We start from the raw sequence: 23,463 nt of genomic DNA on the forward strand, positions 1-23,463 counted from the left end.
CGATGACTTTGGAGAGGCTGGAGGACAGCCGCTCGTCAGTGCGGCTGCGGGCAGCGCTGGCGGTCGGCTCGACCCCTGACCCGCGGTACATCGACAAGCTCGTCGAACGCTGCGCGATCGAGCCCGAGTTCTACGTGCGTGACATGCTTACGTGGGCACTCACCCGCCACTCAGCGTCCATGACGGTCCCCAAGCTCATCGATGAACTCCGCTCGGAGCGTGCGCAGGCACGAAGCCAGGCGTTGCACACGCTGTCCAAGATCGGGGATAGGCAAGCGTGGCCGGCGATCACACGGGAGCTGCTGACCGACGCCGACGACGAGGTGGCGCGGAGCGCCTGGCGAGCAGCGGTCATACTCGTGCCCGAAGGTGAAGGACCCGAGTTGGCCGCGGTGTTGTCGACACAGCTCGGGCGGGGTGAACGTGAGACACAGTTGAGCCTGAGCCGGGCGCTGATCGCACTCGGTGAGGTGATCATGCCGACCCTGCGCACCGCGATGACGGATCTCGACCCTCGCGTGCGAGCGCACGCACTCGCGACGGAACGGCTGTTGCGCGACCCGGACGCCGGATTCGAGTTCGCGATCGAGGAGGCGAAACGCGTCGTCGCCCTCGGCGGGGCCGGTCAGAAGGGGGCGGTAGGCAGTGCTGATCGGTGATGTCGCGCGACGGTCCGGGGTCAGCGCCCGCATGCTCAGGCACTACGAGTTACTCGGTCTGGTACGGCCAACGGGTCGTACCGATTCCGGCTATCGCGAGTACTCCAGCGAGGACATCCGGCGAATCTTCCATATCGAGAGCCTGCGGTCATTGGGGCTGTCGCTGCGCGACGTCGGGCGCGCGCTCGATGACCCCGGCTTCGCGCCAGCGGAGCTCGTCGACGACCTCATCCGCCAGACGCGCGACCGCATAGCAGCGGAGACGGAGCTGCTCACGCGACTCCGTCGGATCGGTGCCGCGGAACCCGCGGGCTGGGAAGAGGTCCTCCAGACCGTCGCGCTCCTCCAGGCGTTGGGCTCGAAGAGCGCCGGGGTGCGGCAGCGCGCGGCCCTGTCCGCGGTGGCGGAAGTTCCCGTGCCGGTGGAAGCACTGGTCGAGGCCGTGCTGAGCGAGTCGGACCCGAACGTCGCCGGAGCCCTTCGTTGGGCTCTGGCACAGGCGGGCGAGGACGGGCTGGCCCTGCTGGCGGAGGGCCTCGGCTCACCCGCGGCCGAGGTGCGGAAACGCGCCGTCCAGTCCATCGCCGAGATTCCGAACGGTGAGGCGACCGCGGTGCTGCGGGACGCCCTGACGAACCCCGACATCGTGGTTCGCAGATACGCAGCTCTGGCGCTCGGGGCACGTGGCGTAGCCGACGCGGTCCCGACGCTCATCGACATGATCGTCGAGGAACGGAACGACGCCGACGCGGCCGACGCACTGAGCGCGCTGGCGAACGAGCCCGCGTTGGCGGATCAGATCGCTACCAGGCTCGTTGACTGCCTTGCCCACGGCAGCACCGATTCGTCTGTACGCCGACGGCTGACACAGGCGCTCGCGGACATCCCGGGAACCACGGCGTCAAGTGCCCTCGCGGGTCTGTCACATGACGAAGACCGCGCCATCGCGCTTACCGCGGCCTACATTCTGCGGATACGCAACGCACGATGACGGATCTTGGCGGATCCTGACGTCGTCCCAGTGACTGCGATGGGCTCGGTGGACTCAGTGGAGGCACAGGCAGAACGGATGGCCGGCCGGGTCCGCGTAGATCCGCCAGTTGGCCCCCGGGCGGTGCTGGTCCGTCCGCTCCAGCACGGTCGCGCCGAGGGCGAGCGCCCGCTTCTCCTCGCCGTCGAGGTCGTCAACGTCGAAGTCCAGGTGGAGCTGTTGCGGGCGCTCCTGGCCGGGCCATTCGGGCGCTCGGTAGCCGTCCACCCGCTGGCATGCCAGCGGCGTCCCCTCGAACCCGTGCACCTCGACCCAGCCGGAATCCTCCGGATCCGCGACCACCCGCCCGCCGAGCAGATCCGCGTAGAACTCCGCGAGCCGTAACGGATCGGCGCAGTCCAGCGCGACCGCCTGCAGCTTTCGAATCACTTCCGACACCCCTCGCTCTTCGGCCGCTTCCGCGACGCCCCCTACGGCAGGGGTCGTACCCGCCGCGTCGACGGGCATGCGCGGCGGCACGCCGGACCGCCGCCGCGCTTCGCACCGAATGGGAAGGCAACGGCAGGATCCGCCATCCGCTACGCGAAGCCAGGCGCCACCTCCGGAACAAGTCCACCGGTACGCACAGCCAGTCACGTCGTGGCGCGCAGCGCCGCCCAGGTCTCGGAACCCACGACACCGTCCACACCGATGCCCCGGTCGCTCTGGAACTGCCGCACCACCGCCTTGGTGTCCTTGCCGAACTTCCCGTCCACACCGCCGCCGCCGACTCCGTACCCGCGCTTCACCAGCATGCACTGCACCTGCAGCACCCGTTCGCCCTTGTTGCCCTGGCGCGTGAGTTCGTCCCCGGAGTAGTACGTGCAGTCGGTCACCCAGGGAGGCGCGTCCGGTTGCGTGGCGGGAGCGCTCGACGAGGGACCACCGCTGCCCTCGGCGGTGGGTTGTCCCCCGCCTGGTGCGGCGCTCGGTGAGCCGGATGGTGAGGAACCGTTTCGCTCGATGTCGTCGGCCGTGTCGGTGCCGCCGTCGGGAACGGGGTTCGGGTTCCCGGCCGCGCCCTTCCCGTCGTACTCGCCGGACTCACCGGACACGCCCGAGGTGGCGTCGTCCGGACTGCCGGGGAGCGGCGGGGCGGCGGGGGCGCCGCCTGTGGTGCGCGTGGCCGTCCCCGCCCCGTTCCCGGGGGCGGCGCTCGCGGGCTCGTCCGACCGAGTCAGCAGCACAGTGCCCGCTACGGCGAGACAGACGGCCACACCCGCGGCGACGGTGAGGACCAGCCGCCTGTTGCCCCGCCTACCCGCCTCGTCCGGCCCGTCGGCCTCGTCCGGCCTCGCGGCCTCGTCCGGCCTCGCGGCGTTGTGCGGCCTGCCCGCTTCGTTCGACCCCGCGGCCTTCTGCGGGTTGCCCGCCTCGTTCGGCCCGCTCGCCAGTCCGGCTTCCGCCGGCCCCGCGGACTGCGGGCGCGGCAGCGGACGCGGGGGCGTGGGACGCTCCGAGGGTGCCAACTGCGGTGACGGCGGGACCGGCGACGCACCGGGCGGCGGGGGCGGGGAAGCCGATGCCACCGGCGGCCCGAAGCCGGCAACGGCGCGGTGCTGGTCCACTGGGCCGGGCGGGGTACCCACGCCGTCCCGTTCGCTCAGCGCTCGTACGCCGTCCCGTTCGCTCAGCGCTCGTACGCCGTCCCGTTCGCTCAGCGCTCGTACGCCGTCCCGTTCGCTCAGCGCTCGTACGCCGTCACCTTCGCTCAGCGCTCGCACGCCGTCACGTTCGCCCGGGGGCCGCATGCCACCCCACTCGCTCGGGAGCCGCGCGGCCCCCGGTGCGGCCGGGGCCCCAAGGTGTCCGGTCTCGTCCACCGCGGCGTGCCGCAGCGCCTCGTACGCCTGTCGGCGGCCGAGCAGTTCACCGTTCAGCGGCTCCGGCCAGGCGGTGACTCCTGGACGCCGGGCGGCCGCGTCGATCAGGGCCCGCGGGGTGGGCCGGAGGGCGGGATCCTTGACGAGGCAGGCGGACAGCAGCGAGCCCAGGTCGGAGTCGGCCGCCCGGAGTTCGTCGATCACCTCCCGCTTCGGTTCCTCGAAGGCCACCCGGTGCATGACGTCCACGCCGGTGCCGTCACCGAAGGGCGCGTGTCCGGTCGTCGCGTAGACCAGGGTTCCGGCGAGCGCGAACACGTCCGAGGCGGTGTCGCACCGGCCGTCCCTGAGGTGCTCGGGAGACATGTAGGCGGGCGTGCCGACCCGGTTGCCGGTGGTGGTGATGGCGCTGGCGTCCACCGCCTTGGAGACCCCGAAGTCGATCACGTAGGCGGCCTCGGTGCACAGCAGTACATTCGACGGCTTGAGGTCACGGTGCACGATCCCGGCGGAGCCGAGGTCGAGGAGGGCCTGCCCGAGTTCGCCCACGAGCCGCCACACGGCGGCCGGGTCCAGCGTGCCGCAGGCGCGCACGGCCTCCGCGAGATCCAGGCCCGGCAGGTACTCCGTGGCCATCCAGAGCAGTTCCTCCTGGAAGCCGGTGCCGAGCAACGGGGGAGTGTGGCGCGTGTCGACCCGGGCGTGCACCGACGCCTCCCGCTCGAACCGCCGCCGGAACGCGGCGTCCTCCGCGTACTCGGGTCTGATCACCTTCACCGCGGCCAGTCCCGGGGCTCCGTCCCGGGGGCGGGCCAGATAGACGCGGCCCATGCCACCGCTGCCGAGCAGCCCGAGCGGCACATAGGGCCCGATCAGCCGCGGGTCCCCCTTCTTCAGCGGTTCCGTACCCGCACCCCCCAGGATGGCCATCGCACTCGCCGGTAAGGGCGGCGGTACCGGTCGCTGCTCCGACACTGATCTCCCGAGACTTCTGGCTCAACTACAGGACCGCGAGGCTATCGCAACCGGGTCCGAATTTCGGTCACTTACTCGAAAGCGGTTTCTCCCCGCAGCTCAGAGGTCCGAAACTCGGAGGTCCGAATCACGGAGGTTCGAATAGTGAAGTTCGCAATCGCGGAGCTCCAAGTGCGGACTTCCGAATTGCATGCATTCGAAGCGCGTAGTCCGAATCGTGGAGTCCGAATCGCGGAGTGCCGAATCCAGGAGGTTCGAATCTCGGAGGTTCGAAACGCAGAGATCGGAAAACCGCAGGTCGGATACCCGCAGGTCAGGTCGGAAACCAGCAGGTTGGAAACCGGCAGTCCGAAACCCGCAGGTCGGAAACCCGCAGGTCGGAAACCTCCAGGTCGGAGATCCAGAAGTCGGAGATCCAGAAGTCGGAGACCCGGAAGTCGGAGGCTCAGAGGTCCGGAACTCAGGCGTCCGTCGCCCGGCGGATCCGGCGCCACACGCTCGGCCCCGTGCCGATTGCCACGGTCAGTGCCACCGCCGCCAACACCCCCTGCCACGGCTCGGGGAACAGCGATCCCCCGAGGACCCCGATCAGCTGGTAGGTGAGCGCCCAGGCGAGACAGGCAGGGGCGTTGCCCCGGGAGAAGCGCCGCAGCGACATCTCGGCCAGCAGACACGCCAGCATCACCGGGATCCGCCCGGCAGGGATCAGCCGCGACAGCACCAGCACCGCGACCCCGTGGTCGTCCAGCTTCCGCCGGGCCTGCGCCAGCCGGTCCTCCGGTGCGCGGGCGCGGATCGCCGCCAGCCACCGTGAGCCGTTCCTCGACCGCAGCCCGCGCCGGCCCAGCCAGTACAGCGCCCCGTCCCCGAGGAACGCCGCGAGCGCCGCCGTGATGAAGACCAGCGTCAGCGTGAGCGGTTCCCCGCGGTGGAAGGCCACCACGGTCGCCGAGCTGACCAGGGCACCCGTCGGCACCACCGGAACCAGCGCTCCGATCAGCACCAGCAGGAACAGCATCGGATAGCCGACGGCCTGCTGGCCGGGCGAAGTGGGCGCCAGGGAGGCGGCGGCCAATACCGGGTTCACCGCGCCCCGACTTCCGGTCGCACGCTCTGCCCGTGCTCCAGCCGGTGCACGCTCACCTCGGGCGCCCGCTCACGCGCCAGGCGCACGAACTCATGGCCCGGCGCGTGGAACTCATGGGGGCGCACGGCGTCCATCCCGATCGGCCAGTAGGTGCCGTAATGCACCGGAACGGCGCTGCGCGGGGTCAGCCGCGCAAGGGCCTCGGCCGCGCGCGCCGCGTCCAGGTGCCCCTCGCCCAGATAGGGGCCCCAGCCGCCGACCGGCAGCAGCGCCACATCGACCTTCCCGACCTCCTCGGCCATCGCGTCGAACAGGCCCGTGTCTCCGGCGAAGTACGTGCGTGCCGCCCCCTCGACGACGTACCCGAGCGCGGGGGAGCGGCGCGGTCCGAGGGGCAGCCGGCGGCCGTCGTGCTGGGCGCGGACCGAGTGCACGACCAGGTCACCGATCTGCGTCCGGTCACCCGGAGCGACCTCGGTGAGCCGCAGATGGGACAGCCGCCGAAGCCCCGGGACGCCACCCGTCGCGCCGCGCGGGACCAGGACCCGGGTGCCCGGCGCGAGCCGCGCCAGCGAGGGTACGTGCAGATGGTCGGCGTGCAGATGGGAGACCAGGGCCACGTCCGCGAGCGCGGCCCGGGGTGGCGGCGGGGCCCCGCGGCGGCGTCGCAGATGGGCCAGCCGGCGGGCGAAGAGGGGGTCGGTCAGCACGCGCACGCCCGAGTCCTCCACCGTGCATGTGGCGTGACCCCACCAAGTGATCTCCACCGGCACCTCTTTGCCTCCTCCGAGCGACTCCCCCCGAGCGTACGGGCAGGAGTAGGGTCGGCGGGAAAACCCGGAGGTGAGGGGGACGCCATGGGAGACGCGCGCGACCATTCGGACCTGGCCGCCTCCGAGGAGTGCCCGCCACCGGTGCGCGTCACGGCGATCGCCAGTCTGACGCCCCTGGAGGAGCTGGACGTCGACCCCTTCCTGGTGGACTCCCGCAGCCAGTACGCGATGTGCGCCCGCTGGGCGGCCGAGCGCGGCTACGTGGTGACGAGGGAGCTGCTCGTACGCGGGCTGCGCCCCGACCACTGCGCCCTGTGGACCGACGTGGAGGCCGGCCTCGTCGACGTCTTCGTCGCCCCCAGCCGCCGGGTGCTCGAGCGCGCGTTGGCCTCGGTGGACGAGTTCACCGCGGAGTGCGCCCGGCGCGGGGTGCGGGTGGAGACGGTGGGCCACGCGGAACCGTCGTACAACGCCGAGATGAAGGCTCATGTGCACCGCCGGCTGTCGATGCCGACCGCGGGCTACGACGGCCGCTGAGAGCCCGGGTGCGATGTCGTGTGCCGGGGCGGCCGGTGTGAGGTCGGGTGCGATGTCGTGTGCCGGGGCGGCCGGTGTGAGGTCGGGTGCGATGTCGTGTGCCGGGATGGCCGGTGTGAGGTCGGGTGCGATGCCGTGCGCCCCGACGCCCGTTCACCGGTCCGCGCGATCCCATCGACCAGGACCCGCCTCCGGCCCGTTGCCCGGGCGTCGCCTGGAGCCACCGCCCCCTCCGAAGGCCCGGCCGCCCCGACCCCTTGTGACAAGGTGACAAGGTGGAAGAGGGGCCCGTACGGCCGGGGCCTGGGCCGGGACGTGAGGTGGGTGGCGTGGGGCGTTGGCGGCGGGTGGTCAGCGGTGTGGGGCGGAGCATCGCCGTGTGGGCCGTCTCCACCGTGACCATGCTCTTCCTCGCGGGGATCCTGCCCGACTTCCGGCTGAAGTCCCACGAGGACGGCAGCGCGACCCAGATCGGCATCACCGCCGCCGCGGGGGCGGGCGTGTTCGGTCTGCTCTCCGCCCTGGTGTGGCCGTTGCTCGTACGCGCCCTGCTGCTCGTTCCCGCACTCGTCCTCGGTCTGCTCGTCTTCTTCCTCAACGGCTCCCTCCTCCTGCTCGCCCTCCGCCTCAGTCCCTCGGCCGGCGGTGAGGCGGCCCCCGAGACCGCCGTCGTGGTCGCCGCCGTGATGTCGGCCGTCGCCTCCGCCACCGGCGGTGCCCTTGCCGTGCGCGACGACGACGCCTACCGGCGCAGGCTCTACCGGCTCGCGGACCGCCGCCGCCGACGCGACACCGGCGGCGTCGGGCCACCCACCCCCGGCACCGTCTTCGTCCAACTCGACGGCGTGGGGTACGACGTGCTCGAGGACGCCGTCCGCCGCGGTCTCATGCCCACCGTGGCAGGGTGGCTCTCCGGATCGGCAGCCACGGCTGCGTCCGGGCGGCCGGACGGATCCGCCGGGATCGGGGCCCCCTACGGCGCCGAAGTCATGGACCAGCCCGACGGAATCGACGCACCCGACGGAATCGACGCACCCGACGGATTCGACGGCCCCGACGGGCCCGACAGGCTCCCGGTCCCGAACGAACCCCCAGCACCTCCTGCACCCCCCACACCCGCAGCAACCCCCGCACCCCCCACACCCGACGGACCCGAGGGAACCGACGGACCCGGCGGCGGGCGGCCCACCCACCGCCTCGTCCCCTGGCGCACCGACTGGTCCAGCCAGACCGGGGCCAGCCAGCTCGGCATCCTGCACGGCACCAACCACGACGTCCCGGCGTTCCGTTGGTACGAGAAGGACAGCCGCGAGGTCATGGTCTGCAATCGTCCCTCCAGCGCCGCCGAACTGCAGCGCCGGTGCATCGAGCGCATCGGTGACGGCGGACTGCTCACCGTCGACGGGGCCAGCCGCGGCAACCTGTTCAGCGGCGGCGCCGACCAACTCGCCCTCGTCCTGTCCATAACGAACCGCAGAGGCAAGGACAACCGCTCCCGGTCCGGCTACTTCGCCTACTTCAGCGACCCCGCCAACGCCGTCCGCACCGCGCTGTCCTTCATCGCCGAAGTCGGCCGTGAGATCGGGCAGTCGACGAGGGACCGGCTGAGGAAGCGGCGGCCGCGCGTCAAGCGCGGCGGGCTCTACCCCTTCATCCGGGCCTTCGCGACCGTCGTCGAACGCGACGTCGTCGTGGCGGCCGTCATCGGCGACATGCTTGCCGGACGCACCGCGGTCTACGCCGACCTCGTCGCCTACGACGAGGTGGCCCACCACTCCGGCCCGCACAGCAAGGACGCCGCCCAGGTCCTCGGGCGGCTCGACCGCTCCCTCGCCCTGATCGAAAAGGTCGCCGAGCATGCCCCGCGCACCTACCGGATCGTGGTCCTGTCCGACCACGGCCAATCGCCGGGCGAGACCTTCCAGACCCGCTACGGCCTCAGCCTCGGCGATCTGGTCCGGGCCGGCTGCGGGCTGCCCGTGCCGCGCCGGGCGCGCCGCACGCACAGCGGCGCCGAGGCCCGCTCCGCAGTCCGAGCCGCGCTGCACCGGCCGGTCGAGGAGGGGGGCGAACAGCACCGGCCCGCGGGCCGCCGCTCCGAGCCCATCGTGCTGGCCTCCGGCAACCTCGGCCTGGTCTCCTTCCCCGACGTGCCGCACCGGATGAGCCGCGAGGAGATCGAACGCCGCCACCCCGCGCTGCTGTCCACCCTCGCCAACCACCCCGGAATCGGCTTCCTGCTGGTCGCGAGTGAGGAGCACGGCGGTGTCGTGCTCGGCGCGCACGGGGCGGCGACCCCGCTCGACGACCTCGACCACGACCCGGGCCCCCTCGCCGACTTCGGACCCGGCGCCGCCGACGCCGTACGCCGCACCCACTCCTTCCCGCACACCGCCGACATCATGGTCAACTCCTATTACGACCCGGCCGACGGAGAGGTGCTCGCCTTCGAGGAGCAGATCGGCTCCCACGGCGGCCTGGGCGGTGCCCAGGGGCGCCCGTTCCTGCTGGCGCCCCTCGCCTTCTCCCCGCCGGTCGACGACGGAGCCGAACTGGTCGGTGCCGAGCATCTCCACCAGGTCTTCCGCCGCTGGCTGCGCGAATGCGACGGCCCCCAGATACCGCTCGACGACGTACGGCTCAAAGCCCCCGGCGAGGCACCCTTCATGGTGCCGGACCCCACCGCCGTACGGGACCCGAGCGCCTGAGCCACCTCGCCGTCGCGGACCTTCCCCCGAGGGGATCCATTCCGGTCGCGGTCATCGCGGACGGGTACTTTGACTGCTCCCCTCCCCGAAGGGAGGGATTCCATCCTTCAGGGCTGAGTGGGGATTCCTGGCTCAGGCTGCCTCCGGGAACAGCGCTCCCGGAGGTCTTGGGCCCTCGACACCAGCCGGGTTCAGACCTGCCCGGACGAGCATTACGCGTGCGGAGTTCTTGTCCCGAGGTGAGACGGCTCCGCATGCGGTGCAGGTGTAGGTGCAGCGGCAGGGCGTGCTTGGTTCTCGCTCCGCAGGCTGCGCAGTCCATGGTGGTGTGCGCGGGATGGACCAGGCGGATGTCCCGCCCGTGTTTGCGGCCCATCTCGATCAGAGCCTGCTGCACTGCCGTTCACCGCACGTGCGGCTGTCTTCCGCGTGAGCTGAGCCGTGGTGTGATCGGATGGGGGGTACGGGGATCCGAGTCGGGGACCCCATGTCGGAAAGGGATTCATAGTGGCTACCACGCGCACCGCACACACCGTCTGGGAAGGCAACCTGCTCGAGGGCAACGGCGTCGTCACCTTCGACTCCTCCGGCATCGGCCAGCAGCCGGTGTCGTGGCCGTCGCGCGCCGAGCAGGCGAACGGCAAGACCAGCCCGGAGGAGCTGATCGCCGCCGCCCACTCCAGCTGCTTCTCCATGGCCCTCTCGCACGGCCTGGCCGGCGCCGGCACGCCGCCCACCAAGCTGGTCACGTCCGCGGATGTGACGTTCCAGCCCGGTGAGGGCATCACCGGTATCCACCTCACCGTGGAGGGCACGGTCCCGGGCCTCGACAACGACGGCTTCGTCGCCGCCGCCGAGGACGCCAAGAAGAACTGCCCGGTCAGCCAGGCGCTGACCGGCACGACGATCACGCTGTCGGCGAAGCTCGCCTGACGGCTGAGCCGCTCCGCGTCACCTTCATGACCGCCGCGCTCCCCGAACGGGGGCGCGGCGGTTCTGTTCTCTTCTCTCTTTTCTGTCGGCCTCCCGGGCGTAACCAGGTGCGGTGGTCGCCAGGGGGCGCACCGGGTGGTTTCCGGGTCTTTTGGGGCACGCGGCATTGACAACCGCCCGCTCGAGTCTTGGGCTGGAGGTCGGGGGAGTCGGGAAGGGCCCGGGCGGAAGGGGACGGACATGGCACGTGCGGTCGGTATCGACCTCGGTACGACGAACTCGGTGGTCGCCGTTCTCGAGGGCGGCGAGCCCACGGTCGTCGCCAATGCCGAGGGCGCGCGCACCACACCGTCCGTGGTGGCCTTCGCCAAGAACAACGAGGTGCTGGTCGGCGAGGTGGCCAAACGGCAGGCCGTGACCAATGTCGATCGCACCGCTCGGTCCGTGAAACGCCATATGGGCGACACGAGTTGGCGTTTCCCCGAGCGGGGCGCCGTGGACGGCGCCCGCTACCGCGCACAGGAACTGTCCGCGCGCGTGCTGCAGAAACTCAAGCGGGACGCGGAGGCGTACCTCGGTGAGAACGTCACCGACGCCGTGATCACCGTCCCCGCCTACTTCGACGACACCCAGCGCCAGGCCACCAAGGAGGCGGGGGAGATCGCGGGACTGAACGTCCTGCGGATCATCAACGAGCCCACGGCCGCTGCGCTGGCCTACGGACTCGACCGCGGCGAGGAGCAGACCGTCCTCGTCTTCGACCTCGGTGGCGGCACCTTCGACGTCTCACTGCTGGAGATCGGCGACGGCGTCATCGAGGTCAAGGCCACCAACGGCGACACCCGACTCGGCGGCGACGACTGGGACCAGCGCGTCGTAGACCATCTCGTGCAGCGGTTCAGGGGCGGGCACGGGGTCGATCTCGGCCGGGACCGGATGGCGCTGCAACGGCTGCGTGAGGGTGCCGAGAGGGCGAAGATCGAGCTGTCCTCGTCGACCGAGACGACGATCAACCTGCCCTACATCACCGCGTCCGCCGAGGGACCCCTCCACCTCGAGGAGAAACTGACGCGAGCTCAGTTCCAGGAACTGACGGCCGACTTGCTCGACCGCTGTCGGACGCCCTTCCATCAGGCGGTCAAGGACGCGGGCGTGAAACTGGCCGCGATCGACCATGTCATCCTCGTCGGCGGCTCCACCCGCATGCCGGCCGTGACCGACCTCGTGAGGGAACTGACCGGCAAGGACCCGCACAAGGGGGTCAACCCCGACGAGGTGGTGGCCGTGGGTGCCGCGCTCCAGGCGGGTGTCATCCGTGGGGACGTCAAGGACGTTCTGCTCCTGGACGTCACCCCGTTGTCCCTGGGCATCGAGACCAAGGGCGGCATCATGACCAAGCTGATCGAGCGCAACACCACCATTCCGACGCGGCGTTCGGAGATCTTCACGACGGCGGCGGACAATCAGCCCTCGGTCGGCATCCAGGTCTACCAGGGTGAGCGTGAAATCGCCGCGTACAACAAGAAGTTGGGGGTCTTCGACCTCACCGGCCTGCCGCCCGCGCCACGCGGGGTGCCGCAGATCGAGGTCGCCTTCGACATCGACGCCGACGGGATCATGCACGTCTCGGCGAAGGACCTGGCGACGGGGCGCGAGCAGAAGATGACCGTCACCGGTGGCTCGGCCCTCCCCAAGGACGACATCGACCGGATGATGCGGGAGGCGGAGCAGTACGCCGACGAGGACCGCAGGCGCCGTGAGGCGGCCGAGACCCGCAATCAGGCGGAACAACTCGTGTACCAGACGGAACGGTTCCTGCGCGAGAACGGCGAGAACACGGCGCGAGTGCCGGCCGACACGAGGGGGGAGGTGGAGGCCGCCGTCGCGGAACTGCGGTCGCTGCTGGAACAGGAGGCGGACACGGCCGCGCTGCGTGCGGGGGCGGAGAAGCTGGCAGGAGTGAGCCAGCGGATGGGGCAGGCGATGTACGCGGCGGCCCAGGCGGGGCCCTCCGCCGGTGACGGCGGGGCCTTCGGCGCCGGTGCGGCGTCTGACGCTGATGAGGAGGAGGGTGTGGTGGACGCGGAGATCGTGGACGAGGACCGGGGGAAGGGCGGGGCCGCTTAGAGAGCACGGCCGCCGGGGGAGTAGGGCCGCCAGAGGGGCAGGGCCGTCAGGGGAGTATGGCCGTCAGGGGGAGTATGGCCGCCAGAGGGGCAGGGCCGTCAGGGGAGTAGGGCCGTCAGAGGGGCAGGGCCGTCAGGCAGGTAGAGCCGCCAGAGGGGCAGGGCCGCTGGAGGGTTGGGCCGCTAAAGGGGGAGGGGCGGGGCCCGGTGGCTCCTACAAAGCCTCGCGGAACTCGTGCAGGATCTTCCTGGTGCGTTGGGCGGAGGCTGCCTGGGCGGTCATGTGGTCGAGTACTTCCAGGTGGGCGGCCACCTCGGAGCGGGAGTCGAGGTAGAGGGCGCCGGTGAGGTACTCGGTGTACACCATGTCCGGGAGTTCGGGCTCCGCGAAGCGGAAGAGGGAGAAGGGGGCGTAGGTGCCGGGGTGCGGGCCGGTGGCGAACTCGGCCACCTGAACGGTGACTTCGGGTCTGTCCATCAACTCCAGGAGCCGGGTCAGCTGGTCCCGCATCACCGAGGTTCGGCTGCTCACCGGCCGGTGGAGGACCGTTTCGTCCATGACGACCCACAGGTGGGGCGGGTTGTCGGAGTCGAGCAGCCGCTGACGGTTGAGCCGCAGCTGCACATGGCGTTCGATCTCGTCGGGGTTGCTCTGTCCGACCGTGCCGGAGGCCAGCACCGCGCGCGCGTACTCCTCGGTCTGCAGCAGACCGGGCACGAAGTGGGGGTCGTAGGAGCGGATGAGCCGGGCGGCACCCTCGAGGCTGACGTACAGGCTGAACCAGTCCGGCAGCACGTCGTGGTACCGCTGCCACCAGCCCGGGAGGTTCGCGTCCTCGGCCAGCGCGCAGAAGGCCGCCACCTCGGCGTCGGGCACGCCGTACGTGGTCAGCAGCACCTGTACGTACGGGATCTTGAGCGCGACCTCGGCCATCTCCATGCGCCGAACGGTCGCCGCGGCGACACGAAGGATGCGGGCGGCTTCCTCCCGCTTGAGCCCGCTGGCCTCCCGCAGCTCCTGGAGCCGCTTCCCGAGGACCACCTGCCCCACCGTCGGCGCAGGCCGCCGTTCACTCACGCCACGCCTCCCCACGCGCCCAGGTCACAAGGCAGTGTGCCATGACCACCCCGGGATGGTTCAAGAGATGGAAGCTTCAAGGGATCAGTGAACGAAGGTACTTGACGGTCGCCGGGTCCGCGGGAAGGAACGTCTCGATGGCCAGTTCGGCGACGGTGACGTCCATGGGGGTGTTGAACGTGGAGATGGAGGAGACGAAGGACAGCACCCGGCCGTCGTGCTCGATCCGCAGGGGGAGGGCGAAGTGCACGACCGGGTCGTCGAAGGTGGCGGGCTCGTCCTCCTCCGGTACCGGATAGGCGGCCACCTCCTCGTACAGCTCCCGCAACGGCTCCAGGCGGTGCAGGGCGAGCTCCCGCTCCATCTGGTGCAGCAGGTGGCCGCGCCAGGCGCGCAGATTGCGGATGCGGGGCGCCATGCCCTCCGGGTGCAGGGTGAGCCGCATCGCGTTGAGCGGCTCGGTCAGCAGGTGCTCGGCGACTCCGTCCAGCAGCATCGCGATGCCCCGGTTGGCCGCCTGGACGTGGTAGGTGGCGTCCAGCACCAGCGCCGGATACGGCTCGTAGCCCTGGAGCAGTCTCTGCATGCCCTCGCGCAGTGCGGCCAGGCCCGGGGCGTCCAGCGGGGTCTGCGGGTAGTGGGGCGCGTAGCCGGCGGCGAGCAGGAGCGCGTTGCGGTCACGGACCGGGACGTCGAGGTGCTCGGCCAGCCGCAGGATCATCTCCTCGCTCGGACGGGCCCGGCCGGTCTCGATGAAGCTGATGTGCCGGGCCGAGGAGTCCGCCTTCAGGGCGAGCTCCAGTTGACTGATGCGGCGCTGCTCCCGCCAGCCGCGCAGCAGTGGCCCTATACCTGGCTGAGGGGCGAGAGTTGTCATAGGAGCAACCTAACAAGGGAGCAGGTCATGGCCGTCGAACCGCTGACGCAGAAGGAGATCGAGGACCGCCTCTCCGAGCTGCCTGGATGGTCGCTCGACGGCGACCGCCTCGCCCGGTCCTACCGGCTCGGCTCGCACTTCGCGGCGACCGCGATGGTGGTGCACGTGGCCCAGGTGCAGGAGGAGCTCGACCACCACTCGGACCTCACGCTCGGTTACAACACCGTGTCACTCACCGTGAACACGCACAGCGTGGGAGGTGCGGTCACCGAGCTGGACTTCACGCTGGCCCGCAGGGTCGAGGAGCTCGCTCCCGGGCACGGTGCACATTGAACAAACTGGTGTTCGATTACGATGAGGAGGCCGTACGGTACGACGCCACGCGCGGCGGTGAGCCCCGAGCCGCCGCTGCCGCCGAGGCCGTCGTGGGCCTCCTCCCGCTGGGGACCCGCCGAGTGCTGGACGCCGCCTGTGGCACCGGCACCGTCACCCGGCGACTGGTCCTGGCGGGGCTGGACGTCACGGGCGTGGACGCCGCCCCCGGCATGCTGCGCCGGGCCGCCGAACGCGTCCCGGGCCGGCTCGTCCTCGCCGACAGCCGTCAACTCCCCTTCCCCGACGCCACGTTCGACGCCGTCACCACCATCTGGCTGCTGCATCTGCTGGACGACGCGGCGCTCGTCGTCGCCGAGGCCGCCCGGGTGCTGCGGCCCGGCGGGACGTACGTCACCACCGTCGACAAGGCCGCCGCGCACGACGTCCGCAGTGACATAGACGCCGTCATGGCGCCACGCCCGCGCCGGGCCCCGCGCGACGAGTCCTCACTGGTGACGGGATTCGCCGAGGGCTGCGGCCTGTCGGTGGCGGGTGCGTCCAGCTTCCGCGGTGTCGGTCAGGGCCGTACGCCCGCGCGGGCCGCCGCCGACGTACGCCGCGGCTGGTACACCCTGCTCACCCCCGGCGATCCGCTCACCGAACGGCTCGCCCGTCGCCTCGAAGAGCTGCCCGACCAGCAAGTGCCCCGTCGAGAACCGGAGTTCAGTCTGCGGGTGTATCGGAAACCTCCGACTGACGACGAGTGAAGTCCATGCCCCCTTCCAGCCCTGGCTCGGCACATCGAGCTCGCCGATGTTCGCTGCCCCGTCGAACAGGCACCAGCAGCGGCTGGTGGCCGGGAACTCCTCCCAGTCGCTGTCCGGGTCCAGGAAGTCGGTACGCCGCCGGTGGGCGACGTCCCACTCGCCGATGAGGAAGTCGACGCCATGCGGTGCGCCGGTGATGCTCATGAGCGGCCTCCTGTGGTGCCCTCGGGGAGGGTGCCGGTCAGACAGGCGTCGAGGTGGGGGACGTCCGGCACGAGCAAGAGAGCGCTTGCTGAACGGCGGCAACTCCCTTGCCCCGAGCGGCAACTGACGGAACAGAACCCGTCTGTCCTCCCAGGAGGTGTCCTGAAGTGCACCCGCACAAGCACCGCAGACGTACGCTGCTCTCCGCCCTGGCCGCCACGGCTCTCGCCGCCACCGGGCTCACCACCCTCACCGCCGGTCCGGCCGAGGTCGTCGCCGCCCTGCCCCAAGTTCTCGGATCCGCTCGAGCCGAGGCCGCCATGGTCGAGGCCCTCGACCGGGGTGTGGTCAGTGTCCACACCGACAGCGGCAACCTGATCAGCTGGCGCTGGCTCGGCACCGACCGGAACGACGTGTCCTTCAACGTCTACCGCGCCGGCACCAAGGTGAACGCGACCCCCGTCTCCGGCTCCACCAACTACTTCCACGCGGGAGCCCCCGCCCACGCCGACTACACGGTCCGCGCCGTGGTGGACGGGGTGGAGCAGGGTGACTCGGTCCACGCGATGCAGTTCCGCACCGGGTACAAGGACGTGCCCCTCACCCCGCCCGCCGGTGGCACCACCCCCGACGGCGTCGCCTACACCTACGAGGCCAACGACGCCTCCGTGGGCGACCTGGACGGCGACGGCGCGCTCGACTTCGTCCTCAAGTGGCAGCCCACCAGCGCCAAGGACAACTCCCAGTCCGGCTACACGGGCAACACCATCGTCGACGGCGTCAAACTCGACGGCACCCGGCTGTGGCGCATCGACCTGGGCCGCAACATCCGTTCCGGCGCGCACTACACCCAGTTCCAGGTGTACGACTACGACGGCGACGGCAAGGCCGAGGTCGCCATGAAGACGGCGGACGGCACGAAGGACGGCACCGGAGCGGTCATCGGCAGCTCGACCGCCGACCACCGCAACTCCAGCGGCTACGTGCTGACCGGACCCGAGTACCTGACCATGTTCAACGGCCAGACCGGCCGGGCGATGGCGAGCGTCGACTACGTCCCCGCCCGCGGCACGGTCTCGTCGTGGGGCGACTCCTACGGCAACCGCGTCGACCGGTTCCTCGCCGGCACCGCCTACCTCGACGGGGTGCGGCCCTCGCTCATCATGGCGCGCGGCTACTACACCCGTACGGTGATCGCCGCGTGGGACTGGCGGGGCGGCGCCTTCACCCGCCGCTGGACCTTCGACACCAACTCGTCCACGAACAGCGGCAAGGGCTTCGACGGCCAGGGCTCGCACAGCCTGTCCGTCGGCGACGTCGACAACGACGGCAGGGACGAGATCGTCTACGGCGCCATGGCCGTCGACGACAACGGCAACGGTCTGTGGACCACCAGGACCGGGCACGGTGACGCCCAGCACCTCGGCGACCTCGACCCCTCCACCTCCGGCCTCGAGTACTTCAAGGTGTCGGAGTCCACCTCCCAGCCCGCCGAGCTGTACATCAACCCGGCCGACGGGGCCGTCCGCTGGCAACTCGCCGCGTGCTGCGACAACGGCCGCGGGGTCGCCGGAGACATCCACGCCGGCAACGCGGGCCCCGAGATGTGGTCGGCGTCCGACTCCTCCGTACGCGACCGGTCCGGTGCCACCAAGGGCCGTGAACCGTCCTCGGTGAACTTCCTGTCCTGGTGGGACGGTGACCCGGTCCGTGAACTCCTCGACGGCACCCGCATCGACAAGTACGGCACCTCGTCCGACTCCCGCCTGCTGACCGGCTCCGGTGTTTCCTCGAACAACGGCACCAAGGCCACACCCGCGCTGTCCGGCGACATCCTCGGCGACTGGCGGGAGGAGGTCGTCTGGCGGACCAGCGACAACACGGCCCTGCGCATCTACTCGACGCCGCACGAGACCACGACGAAGATCACCACCCTGCTCCACGACACGATGTACCGAACCGGTCTGGCGTGGCAGAACACCGCATACAACCAGCCACCGCACCCGAGCTTCTTCATCGGCGACGGGATGGGGACGGCACCCAGGCCGGCCGTCACCACGCCGTAGCAGGCAGAACGTCTCCAAAAGGCGACGGGTCGGGAGGACCGACCGAGCCCACGGACGACCCTCCCGCCCGTGAGCGAAACCGCTCTGGGGAGAATCTGGGGAGATCCAGAACCGTTACTGGCCCCCAGGCGATTCCGAGGGGCCGGCAGCGGTGGGCATCTCCTCGACCGGTGCCAGACGCTGCCCAAGTGCTGCTCGGCACATGGGACATGCCGCGGGAGTACGGCTTCCACGTTCTGCGGCACACCTTCGCCGGCGTCGTACTTGCTGCCGGGGAGACAATTACCCAGCTGGCCGCGTGGCTTGGGCACACTGACCCGGCGTTCACGCTGCGGACCTGTGCACTTCATGCCGAAGTCCGACAGGCGCGACCCTCGGGTTCCCACCGGGAACCCTTCAGTTTTCGCGAACTCGCGAGGCTCTAGGGGGTGTGAAAGTTCGGTCACTGGTCCGATCGTCACGCCCGCGCCGCCCTTGCGGTACTACCGCAGTAAATGCGTATCCGGCCTGGCCTATGTGCCGCTGGCCGCCACCCCCACCTACAACGCGACCAAGGCCGCGATCCACTCCTTCAGCGAGTCGCTGCGGGTGCAGCTGACCAAGAGCAACGTGCAGGTGATCGAACTGGTCCCGCCGGCCACCCGAACCTCGCTGATGGGCCAGCAGAACAGCGACGTCGCCATGCCCCTGGAGCAGTTCCTCACCGAAGTCATGGACCTGCTGCGGACCCAGCCAGACGCTGAGCAGATCCTCGTCGAGCGGGTGAAGTGGCAGCGCAATGCCGAGGCCGAGGGCCGCTACCAGGACGTCCTTAACGTCCTGAGCGCCCGCTACCGCGAGTGACCCACCGGACCGGGACGGGCGACGTCCGCGCCGCCGTCCCGGTACCCTGCCGATCTCCTGGCAGGAGCCGTGAACACCGTCGCGTTGAACGACGGCCGGCGCCTCTCGCAACTCGGTTTCGGCACCCTCAATCGCCAGTCAATAAGGACAGCCGGTCTGGACGCCCGCGCCGACAAGGGCCCGGAACCATAGGAGGTGGCTTCGGGCGCAGCTTCGACTCTACGGCCCGTGCTCACACGAGAAGGCTCGCGGTCGGTCAAGCGGCCCGGCCGAGTCCGGCGGCGGTCAGGTGCTGCTCGCGCGGGGTGAAGTCAACGTCGAGTTCCGGGTCGTACGCGTCGGGCTGGATACCGAGTTCGTGGGTGCTGTACTCGCCGAACCGGTTGATGTGCTCGGTCAGGTACGGCGAGATGTGCGCCAGGTCCTCCGGGTCGATCTCCCATCCCTCCTCCAGCAGCTGCCGCACGATCTCCGCGATGTCCAGGGCAAAGGAAGCCGTGGCGATGGTGAACCTGAGGGTCGTCGGCCCCGCGCAAAGCGATGATCTGTTTCATTGACTCTCCTGTGCTTTGGAGGGGGAGAGAACCCAGGCTATGTTTCCGACAGGAACCAGCAGGTGCCTTAAGGAGCCAGCAGGTACCTTCGGCGCCATGAGCGGTTTCGGTCCCCGTGATTTCTTTCTCGCCGACTGTCCGGCGCGTCTGGCGGTCGAGCTGATCGCCGACAAGTGGACGGTGGTCGTGCTCTACGGCCTCAGCGAGGGCCCGGTGCGCCATGGCGAGTTGATCGAGCTGATCGGCGGCATCTCCCGCAAGATGCTCACCCAGACGCTCCGACGGCTCGAGGCGCACGGACTCATCCGCCGCCACGCCTACGCCGAGGTGCCGCCCCGCGTCGAGTACGAGCTCACCCCGCTCGGGGCGACGCTGATCGATCCGATCCACATGCTGACCGAGTGGGCGAGGGCGAACGGCGACGCAGTGCTCGATGCGCTCGACGCCGATCCCGAGCCGGTCGCCCGGAGCGGCTGAGGCCCCCGCTAGGACACTGAGTATCCTCTCGGGCGCTACTCGGTATCGGCCCGGCCGCGCTCGGTCTGCAGGCTCCCGATGTGTTGGACGATCTGCCGCATCGGGGTGGTGGTCCTGGCCACGACCCCGAGCGTCTCACCGGTCTCACCCAGGTGTGGTACACGAGGTCAAGCTCGTGGTCCACGGCGGACGCGACATTCCAGTCGGCGGGGGCCGGTCATAGCGCAGCCGAACCCGCACGGAACTCGCCTCTCAGCTCAAGGAGGAGGGCGGCATCCTCCTCGACCTCTCGATGACCTCGCCGTCGAGCACGGCCTGCACGCCACCGACCAGCTCGCGGTCAGCGTCCAGGACCTCTCGGTCATCGCCCGCGCCATGGAACAGCTCCGGAAGCAGCCCCCGACCTCCCTCGCGGGCCTGACCGCCACCTTGGCCGAGGACCTCACGCGCGGCACGGACACCCTCCCGCCCACCGAAGGCCTGCGCTACACCTTCGAGGGCGCCCGCGTCATCGTCCGCCCGAGTGGCACCGAGCCCAAGCTGAAGTGCTACCTGGAGGTCGTCGTCCCCGTCCCCACCCACGCCGACCTCCCGTCCGCCCGCACCAAGGCGAACGGCCTCCTCACGGCGATCAAGCGGGACCTGCCGACGGCGGCGGGCATCTGGCAGGGCGCGGATGTACGCAAGGTCAATTGCTCTTGCCCCAAAGGGCACATCGAGTAAATCCGCCGTAGACGAGCAACCGATTCCGCCGACCGCCGGTCTTCCTGGTCGATTCGATGCACATCCCCCACTGCAAGGACCAGAAACACAGTGAAGACCCGCTCCACAAGTCGGAACATCCTCCGCTTCGTCGGCGTGACCGCCGCGGCCGTCGTGGCCACCCTCGCGACCTCCCTCCCCGCAAGCGCCGCCGTGGACAGGACGGACTGCGGGAACAGGGATGACATCCTGAAGCTGGAGACCAACACCGGCAACCTCTGCTTCGCGAACCCGGGCGTTGCAGACGTGGCCATCTACGGCGTGAACGTAGTGCGCCCGAACAAATACACGGTGACCATTGGCTACCAGTACGCCATAGGCAGCGAAGTGCTGTGGGTCACCCGCGAGCCCGGGCGGAGCTGGGAAGCGCCGATGCACAAGATCACGAGGATCGTGATCTGGGGTTAGAGATCCACAGCTGAATCAGCCGAATTACCGGTGGGTGACTCCCCGCAGTCACCCACCGTCGTCATTCGTCGGCCTCGCCGGCAGCAGCCCGCCGCTCCAGGCGCCGGGCGTCCCGAATCCCCCCGCCTCACCCCACAACCAGGAAGATCCCCAGCACCACGGCCCCCGCCAGCGTCGGCCCCATGATCTCCCAGGCCCAGCGCACTCTCACACCTCGGCCTGCGCGCTCCCCTCCTTCTCGTGGGCGTCCCACAGGTGCCGCACCTCGTCCGAGTGATCGCCTCAGACGGCTTCTCTCTGTTGGCGCAGTTCGTGGACGCTGGCGGTGAGGGTGCCGTCCTGCTGTTCGTACTGGGAGAGGGCGACGCCGAGGCCGAAGAAGGTGGGCGCCCATTCGCCGACGAATATGCCCCACCGGTCGGCGCGGGCGAGCCCTTGGCCGGGCTCGGCGCCGAGGGAGCTGGCCCAGGTCATGATGGATGCGCCGATGCTGAGTACGGCCGCCGCGTAGGCGTGTTCGCTGCGGATGCCCATGTCGTGCATTGCCTTGATGAACACTGGAGGCTCCATTCGAAGAGATGGACATTTCCGGACGAGGTGCCCAAAAGTTTCGATGGTATGCCGTGCCTCTTTGTCGACATGCCGGACGGTTTCGTGATGTCGATCGCCGCGACGCTGGCGAGCGTCCCTTCGTCGTGGCGTCGGCGGGCAGCCCTTGTACCGATCGTCATGCACGGGAGGCGCCATCCGCGGGGGGCGGCCGTCAGAGCTCGTCGAAGGCGGCTCGGGCGAGGTCGACGGCGTCGGTGTCGGAGCCGGGTCTGGGCTGACCGCCGCCCAGTCTGTCGAGAACCTGGGACTTCCGCAGGTCAGACGGTTCTCGTCACCGGCGCGGAAGGGGCCGTCGGGGGCTACGTCGTGCAACTCGCCAAGCACCGGGGACTGGTCGTCAGCGCCGGCGACTTGTCCGCCGATGGACGGTTCGCCACCGAGGTGGCCGGTGCCGACGCGTACGTACCCGGCGGCGGGGACGTGGTCGGGGCCGTCCGCGCGCTGTATCCCGACGGTGTGGACGCGTTCTGGACGCGGCCATGCTCGGGCAGGCGGTCATCGGGGAGATCGCGGACGGCGGCACCTTCGTGATCACGCGTCCCGGCTGCGATCGGAATCAGTCGGCGTGCGCCATGAGCTACCGGGCGGACGTTGCTCGTTGCGGGACTGGCTGAACCGCTCCGGGCGGGCGGTAAGCGTCTCGGAAACTCTGTGTGTGCCTGAGGGCGTCAGGCTTTTCGGGCGCGGCGTGGCCGTGTGCCGTCACGGTGGGGTCCGAACCTCGGGGTGAGGGGGTGGACTTCGGTGGCGTGCAGGTGGTGGAAGCCGGTCCGCTTGGCGGCGCGGGTGCGCCGTCGGCAGGTTTCGCGGGAGAGCCGCCCTGTCCTGGCCGGAGGTGGCTCCGGCAGAAGCCGGGCCAGGAGTGTTCCAGCCCAGGCGGCGCAGGGCCATCCAGCCCTTGGACGGCAGCACCTCGCCCCGCTCGTCCACCCCAGCGGCCAGCGCATCCAGCGACGTCTCGTCCCACCGGGCAGCGACCAGCTCAGCCGTCAGATCCCGGCACAAGGCGGCCAGGAACCCACCCGTTCGTACAGCACCCGCTGCCCAACCGGCCGGCCGTTCTCCTCCCGGACGGCTCGGAAGGCGGTACACGTCGCCGTCGCCATCAATCCAGCCACGGCTGTCCCCCGCCCGCACGGCCTCGGCACCCTGGGGCTGGTGCGATGCCGATGTCCTGGGCCGGAGGTGTCAGCCGCCGTCGGATGGGTTTTCCATCAGGTGGTCGATGTGGCGTTGGAGGATTGCCAGCGCCGTGGCCGGGGCGTGGTGGCCCGCCAGCACGTGGACCGTGAGGCCGTCGGCCAGGGCGAGGAGCGTGTGTGCCTCCCGATCGGGGTCGAGGTGCCGGTGAACTTCCCGGGTGTCCTGGCCGTAGCGGATGAGCCACGCGACAAGGCCGTGGAGCTTGACATAGGTGTCGTGCAGGACGGCGGCCAGTTTCTCGCTGGCAGGGGCATGGGTGACGAAGGCCAGCCAGACGTGAGCCTGTGTCTTCGATTCCTCGTCGAGCAGGGCGAGTTCGGCCAGGGTGTGGGACAGCAGGGTCGCTGCGGCCTCGGGGGTGGCGGTGGCGGCGATGCGCCGGTTGGCGCGTTCGCTGACCTGCTGGGAGATGTGCTCCAGCGCGAAGAGCAGCATGTCCTCCTTGGTGCGGAAGCACCGCTGGACGGCGCCCATGGAGACATTGGCCTGGGCGGCGACGTCACGGAGGCTGACGGCCTCCATGCCCGAGTGCGCGATCAGGGTGCATACCGCCTCGGCGATCCGCCGGCGTCGGTCCTCGTAGTCGACCTGCCTGGGCACGGTTTGCTCCTTCCCGCGTTCTGATGCACTTGCATCGTATCCCGCT

General features: G+C 70.2%; 21 protein-coding genes and 3 pseudogenes. 13 read left to right on the forward strand and 11 right to left on the reverse strand.

The features are described 5' to 3' along the window. Positions 1-2: 2 nt before the first annotated feature. Entirely contained in the window at positions 3-659 is a 657-nt protein-coding gene (locus tag EF387_RS25215; RefSeq protein ID WP_128378905.1) for a HEAT repeat domain-containing protein, read from the forward strand. Next, positions 646-1,650: a HEAT repeat domain-containing protein gene (locus tag EF387_RS25220; protein ID WP_128378906.1), complete on the forward strand. Its 1,005-nt coding sequence runs from the start codon at positions 646-648 to the stop codon at positions 1,648-1,650. The genes EF387_RS25215 and EF387_RS25220 overlap by 14 nt, the downstream gene beginning before the upstream one ends. Positions 1,651-1,704: 54 nt before the next feature. Here EF387_RS25220 and EF387_RS25225 read toward each other — a convergent pair whose 3' ends face one another. The 5 genes and pseudogenes from EF387_RS25225 to EF387_RS25240 all read right to left on the reverse strand — a co-directional run bounded on the left by EF387_RS25225 (position 1,705) and on the right by EF387_RS25240 (position 6,347). Continuing rightward, positions 1,705-2,079: a VOC family protein gene (locus EF387_RS25225; RefSeq protein ID WP_162467208.1), complete on the reverse strand. Its 375-nt coding sequence runs from the start codon at positions 2,077-2,079 to the stop codon at positions 1,705-1,707. Between the two features lie 203 nt (positions 2,080-2,282). Continuing rightward, a complete protein-coding gene (locus tag EF387_RS50105; RefSeq protein WP_420802620.1) occupies positions 2,283-3,440 on the reverse strand; it encodes a peptidoglycan-binding protein in 1,158 nt (385 codons plus the stop codon). 15 nt (positions 3,441-3,455) lie between these two features. Then, positions 3,456-4,442 (reverse strand): annotated as a pseudogene (locus EF387_RS50110) (serine/threonine-protein kinase); the annotation flags it as partial. A 505-nt stretch (positions 4,443-4,947) separates the two neighbouring features. Continuing rightward, positions 4,948-5,574 carry a DedA family protein gene (locus tag EF387_RS25235; protein WP_420802617.1) on the reverse strand — a complete coding sequence of 209 codons (627 nt, stop codon included), beginning with the start codon at positions 5,572-5,574 and terminating at the stop codon, positions 4,948-4,950. Continuing rightward, positions 5,571-6,347 (reverse strand): MBL fold metallo-hydrolase, encoded by a 777-nt coding sequence (locus tag EF387_RS25240; RefSeq protein WP_128378909.1) that lies wholly within the window; start codon positions 6,345-6,347, stop codon positions 5,571-5,573. Before EF387_RS25240 ends, EF387_RS25235 begins: the two co-directional genes overlap by 4 nt. An 84-nt stretch (positions 6,348-6,431) precedes the next feature. Between EF387_RS25240 and EF387_RS25245 the strand changes: the two genes are divergently transcribed. Both EF387_RS25245 and EF387_RS25255 read left to right on the forward strand, forming a co-directional pair. Continuing rightward, a complete protein-coding gene (locus EF387_RS25245) occupies positions 6,432-6,884 on the forward strand; it encodes a hypothetical protein (RefSeq protein ID WP_128378910.1) in 453 nt (150 codons plus the stop codon). 401 nt (positions 6,885-7,285) lie between these two features. Next, on the forward strand, positions 7,286-9,592 hold the full coding sequence (locus EF387_RS25255; protein ID WP_238431700.1) for an alkaline phosphatase family protein: 2,307 nt from the start codon (positions 7,286-7,288) through the stop codon (positions 9,590-9,592). Positions 9,593-9,724: 132 nt separating this feature from the next. Here the strand turns inward: EF387_RS25255 and EF387_RS48550 are convergent. Next, positions 9,725-9,992 (reverse strand): annotated as a pseudogene (locus tag EF387_RS48550) (zinc ribbon domain-containing protein); the annotation flags it as partial. 107 nt (positions 9,993-10,099) lie between these two features. On the opposite strand from EF387_RS48550, the gene EF387_RS25265 reads away from it, so the two are divergent. Beyond that, complete coding sequence (locus tag EF387_RS25265; RefSeq protein ID WP_128378911.1) at positions 10,100-10,525, forward strand: OsmC family protein; 426 nt, start codon at positions 10,100-10,102, stop codon at positions 10,523-10,525. Between the two features lie 240 nt (positions 10,526-10,765). Then, positions 10,766-12,652: a molecular chaperone DnaK gene (dnaK, locus tag EF387_RS25270; RefSeq protein WP_128378912.1), complete on the forward strand. Its 1,887-nt coding sequence runs from the start codon at positions 10,766-10,768 to the stop codon at positions 12,650-12,652. 213 nt (positions 12,653-12,865) lie between these two features. Here dnaK and EF387_RS25275 read toward each other — a convergent pair whose 3' ends face one another. Beyond that, positions 12,866-13,729 (reverse strand): helix-turn-helix domain-containing protein, encoded by an 864-nt coding sequence (locus EF387_RS25275; protein ID WP_128378913.1) that lies wholly within the window; start codon positions 13,727-13,729, stop codon positions 12,866-12,868. Positions 13,730-13,805: 76 nt separating this feature from the next. Further along, a complete protein-coding gene (locus EF387_RS25280; protein WP_128378914.1) occupies positions 13,806-14,606 on the reverse strand; it encodes a helix-turn-helix domain-containing protein in 801 nt (266 codons plus the stop codon). A 27-nt stretch (positions 14,607-14,633) separates the two neighbouring features. Here EF387_RS25280 and EF387_RS25285 point away from each other — a divergent pair, with 27 nt between their 5' ends. From EF387_RS25285 to EF387_RS25305, 4 genes are all read left to right on the forward strand, one after another. After that, entirely contained in the window at positions 14,634-14,939 is a 306-nt protein-coding gene (locus EF387_RS25285; RefSeq protein ID WP_128378915.1) for a 4a-hydroxytetrahydrobiopterin dehydratase, read from the forward strand. An 8-nt stretch (positions 14,940-14,947) separates the two neighbouring features. Continuing rightward, positions 14,948-15,688 carry a class I SAM-dependent methyltransferase gene (locus EF387_RS25290; RefSeq protein WP_128378916.1) on the forward strand — a complete coding sequence of 247 codons (741 nt, stop codon included), beginning with the start codon at positions 14,948-14,950 and terminating at the stop codon, positions 15,686-15,688. Positions 15,689-16,059: 371 nt separating this feature from the next. Continuing rightward, positions 16,060-17,958, forward strand: a complete 1,899-nt coding sequence (locus EF387_RS25300; RefSeq protein ID WP_128378917.1) for a rhamnogalacturonan lyase — start codon at positions 16,060-16,062, stop codon at positions 17,956-17,958. Between the two features lie 474 nt (positions 17,959-18,432). Then, positions 18,433-18,801 (forward strand): SDR family NAD(P)-dependent oxidoreductase, encoded by a 369-nt coding sequence (locus EF387_RS25305; protein WP_238431677.1) that lies wholly within the window; start codon positions 18,433-18,435, stop codon positions 18,799-18,801. Between the two features lie 256 nt (positions 18,802-19,057). On the opposite strand, the gene EF387_RS25310 is transcribed toward EF387_RS25305, so the two are convergent. After that, complete coding sequence (locus tag EF387_RS25310; protein WP_128378918.1) at positions 19,058-19,306, reverse strand: Tn3 family transposase; 249 nt, start codon at positions 19,304-19,306, stop codon at positions 19,058-19,060. A gap of 145 nt (positions 19,307-19,451) precedes the next feature. Here EF387_RS25310 and EF387_RS25315 point away from each other — a divergent pair, with 145 nt between their 5' ends. From EF387_RS25315 to EF387_RS25325, 3 genes and pseudogenes are all read left to right on the forward strand, one after another. After that, on the forward strand, positions 19,452-19,832 hold the full coding sequence (locus tag EF387_RS25315) for a winged helix-turn-helix transcriptional regulator (protein ID WP_128378919.1): 381 nt from the start codon (positions 19,452-19,454) through the stop codon (positions 19,830-19,832). Positions 19,833-20,070: 238 nt separating this feature from the next. Next, positions 20,071-20,495 (forward strand): annotated as a pseudogene (locus EF387_RS25320) (phospho-sugar mutase); the annotation flags it as partial. A gap of 150 nt (positions 20,496-20,645) precedes the next feature. Continuing rightward, a complete protein-coding gene (locus tag EF387_RS25325) occupies positions 20,646-21,002 on the forward strand; it encodes a hypothetical protein (protein ID WP_128378920.1) in 357 nt (118 codons plus the stop codon). Between the two features lie 282 nt (positions 21,003-21,284). Here EF387_RS25325 and EF387_RS25330 read toward each other — a convergent pair whose 3' ends face one another. Together EF387_RS25330 and EF387_RS25335 are read right to left on the reverse strand one after the other, a co-directional pair. Beyond that, positions 21,285-21,560: a hypothetical protein gene (locus EF387_RS25330; protein WP_202918366.1), complete on the reverse strand. Its 276-nt coding sequence runs from the start codon at positions 21,558-21,560 to the stop codon at positions 21,285-21,287. 1,242 nt (positions 21,561-22,802) lie between these two features. Continuing rightward, complete coding sequence (locus EF387_RS25335) at positions 22,803-23,417, reverse strand: TetR/AcrR family transcriptional regulator (RefSeq protein ID WP_128378922.1); 615 nt, start codon at positions 23,415-23,417, stop codon at positions 22,803-22,805. Positions 23,418-23,463 lie beyond the last annotated feature (46 nt).

This window comes from Streptomyces cavernae (assembly GCF_004023625.1).
In the GTDB taxonomy this organism is placed as follows: Bacteria; Actinomycetota; Actinomycetes; order Streptomycetales; family Streptomycetaceae; genus Streptomyces; species Streptomyces cavernae.

What these genes read in the sequence shown, in the direction of transcription:
- EF387_RS25255 (WP_238431700.1), top strand. Translation starts at nt 7,286, where the DNA reads ATGCTCTTCCTCGCGGGGATCCTGCCCGACTTCCGGCTGAAGTCCCAC.
- EF387_RS25280 (WP_128378914.1), bottom strand. Translation starts at nt 14,606, where the DNA reads ATGACAACTCTCGCCCCTCAGCCAGGTATAGGGCCACTGCTGCGCGGC.
- EF387_RS25215 (WP_128378905.1), top strand. Translation starts at nt 3, where the DNA reads ATGACTTTGGAGAGGCTGGAGGACAGCCGCTCGTCAGTGCGGCTGCGG.
- EF387_RS25245 (WP_128378910.1), top strand. Translation starts at nt 6,432, where the DNA reads ATGGGAGACGCGCGCGACCATTCGGACCTGGCCGCCTCCGAGGAGTGC.
- EF387_RS25315 (WP_128378919.1), top strand. Translation starts at nt 19,452, where the DNA reads ATGAGCGGTTTCGGTCCCCGTGATTTCTTTCTCGCCGACTGTCCGGCG.
- dnaK (WP_128378912.1), top strand. Translation starts at nt 10,766, where the DNA reads ATGGCACGTGCGGTCGGTATCGACCTCGGTACGACGAACTCGGTGGTC.
- EF387_RS25285 (WP_128378915.1), top strand. Translation starts at nt 14,634, where the DNA reads ATGGCCGTCGAACCGCTGACGCAGAAGGAGATCGAGGACCGCCTCTCC.
- EF387_RS50105 (WP_420802620.1), bottom strand. Translation starts at nt 3,440, where the DNA reads ATGCGGCCCCCGGGCGAACGTGACGGCGTGCGAGCGCTGAGCGAAGGT.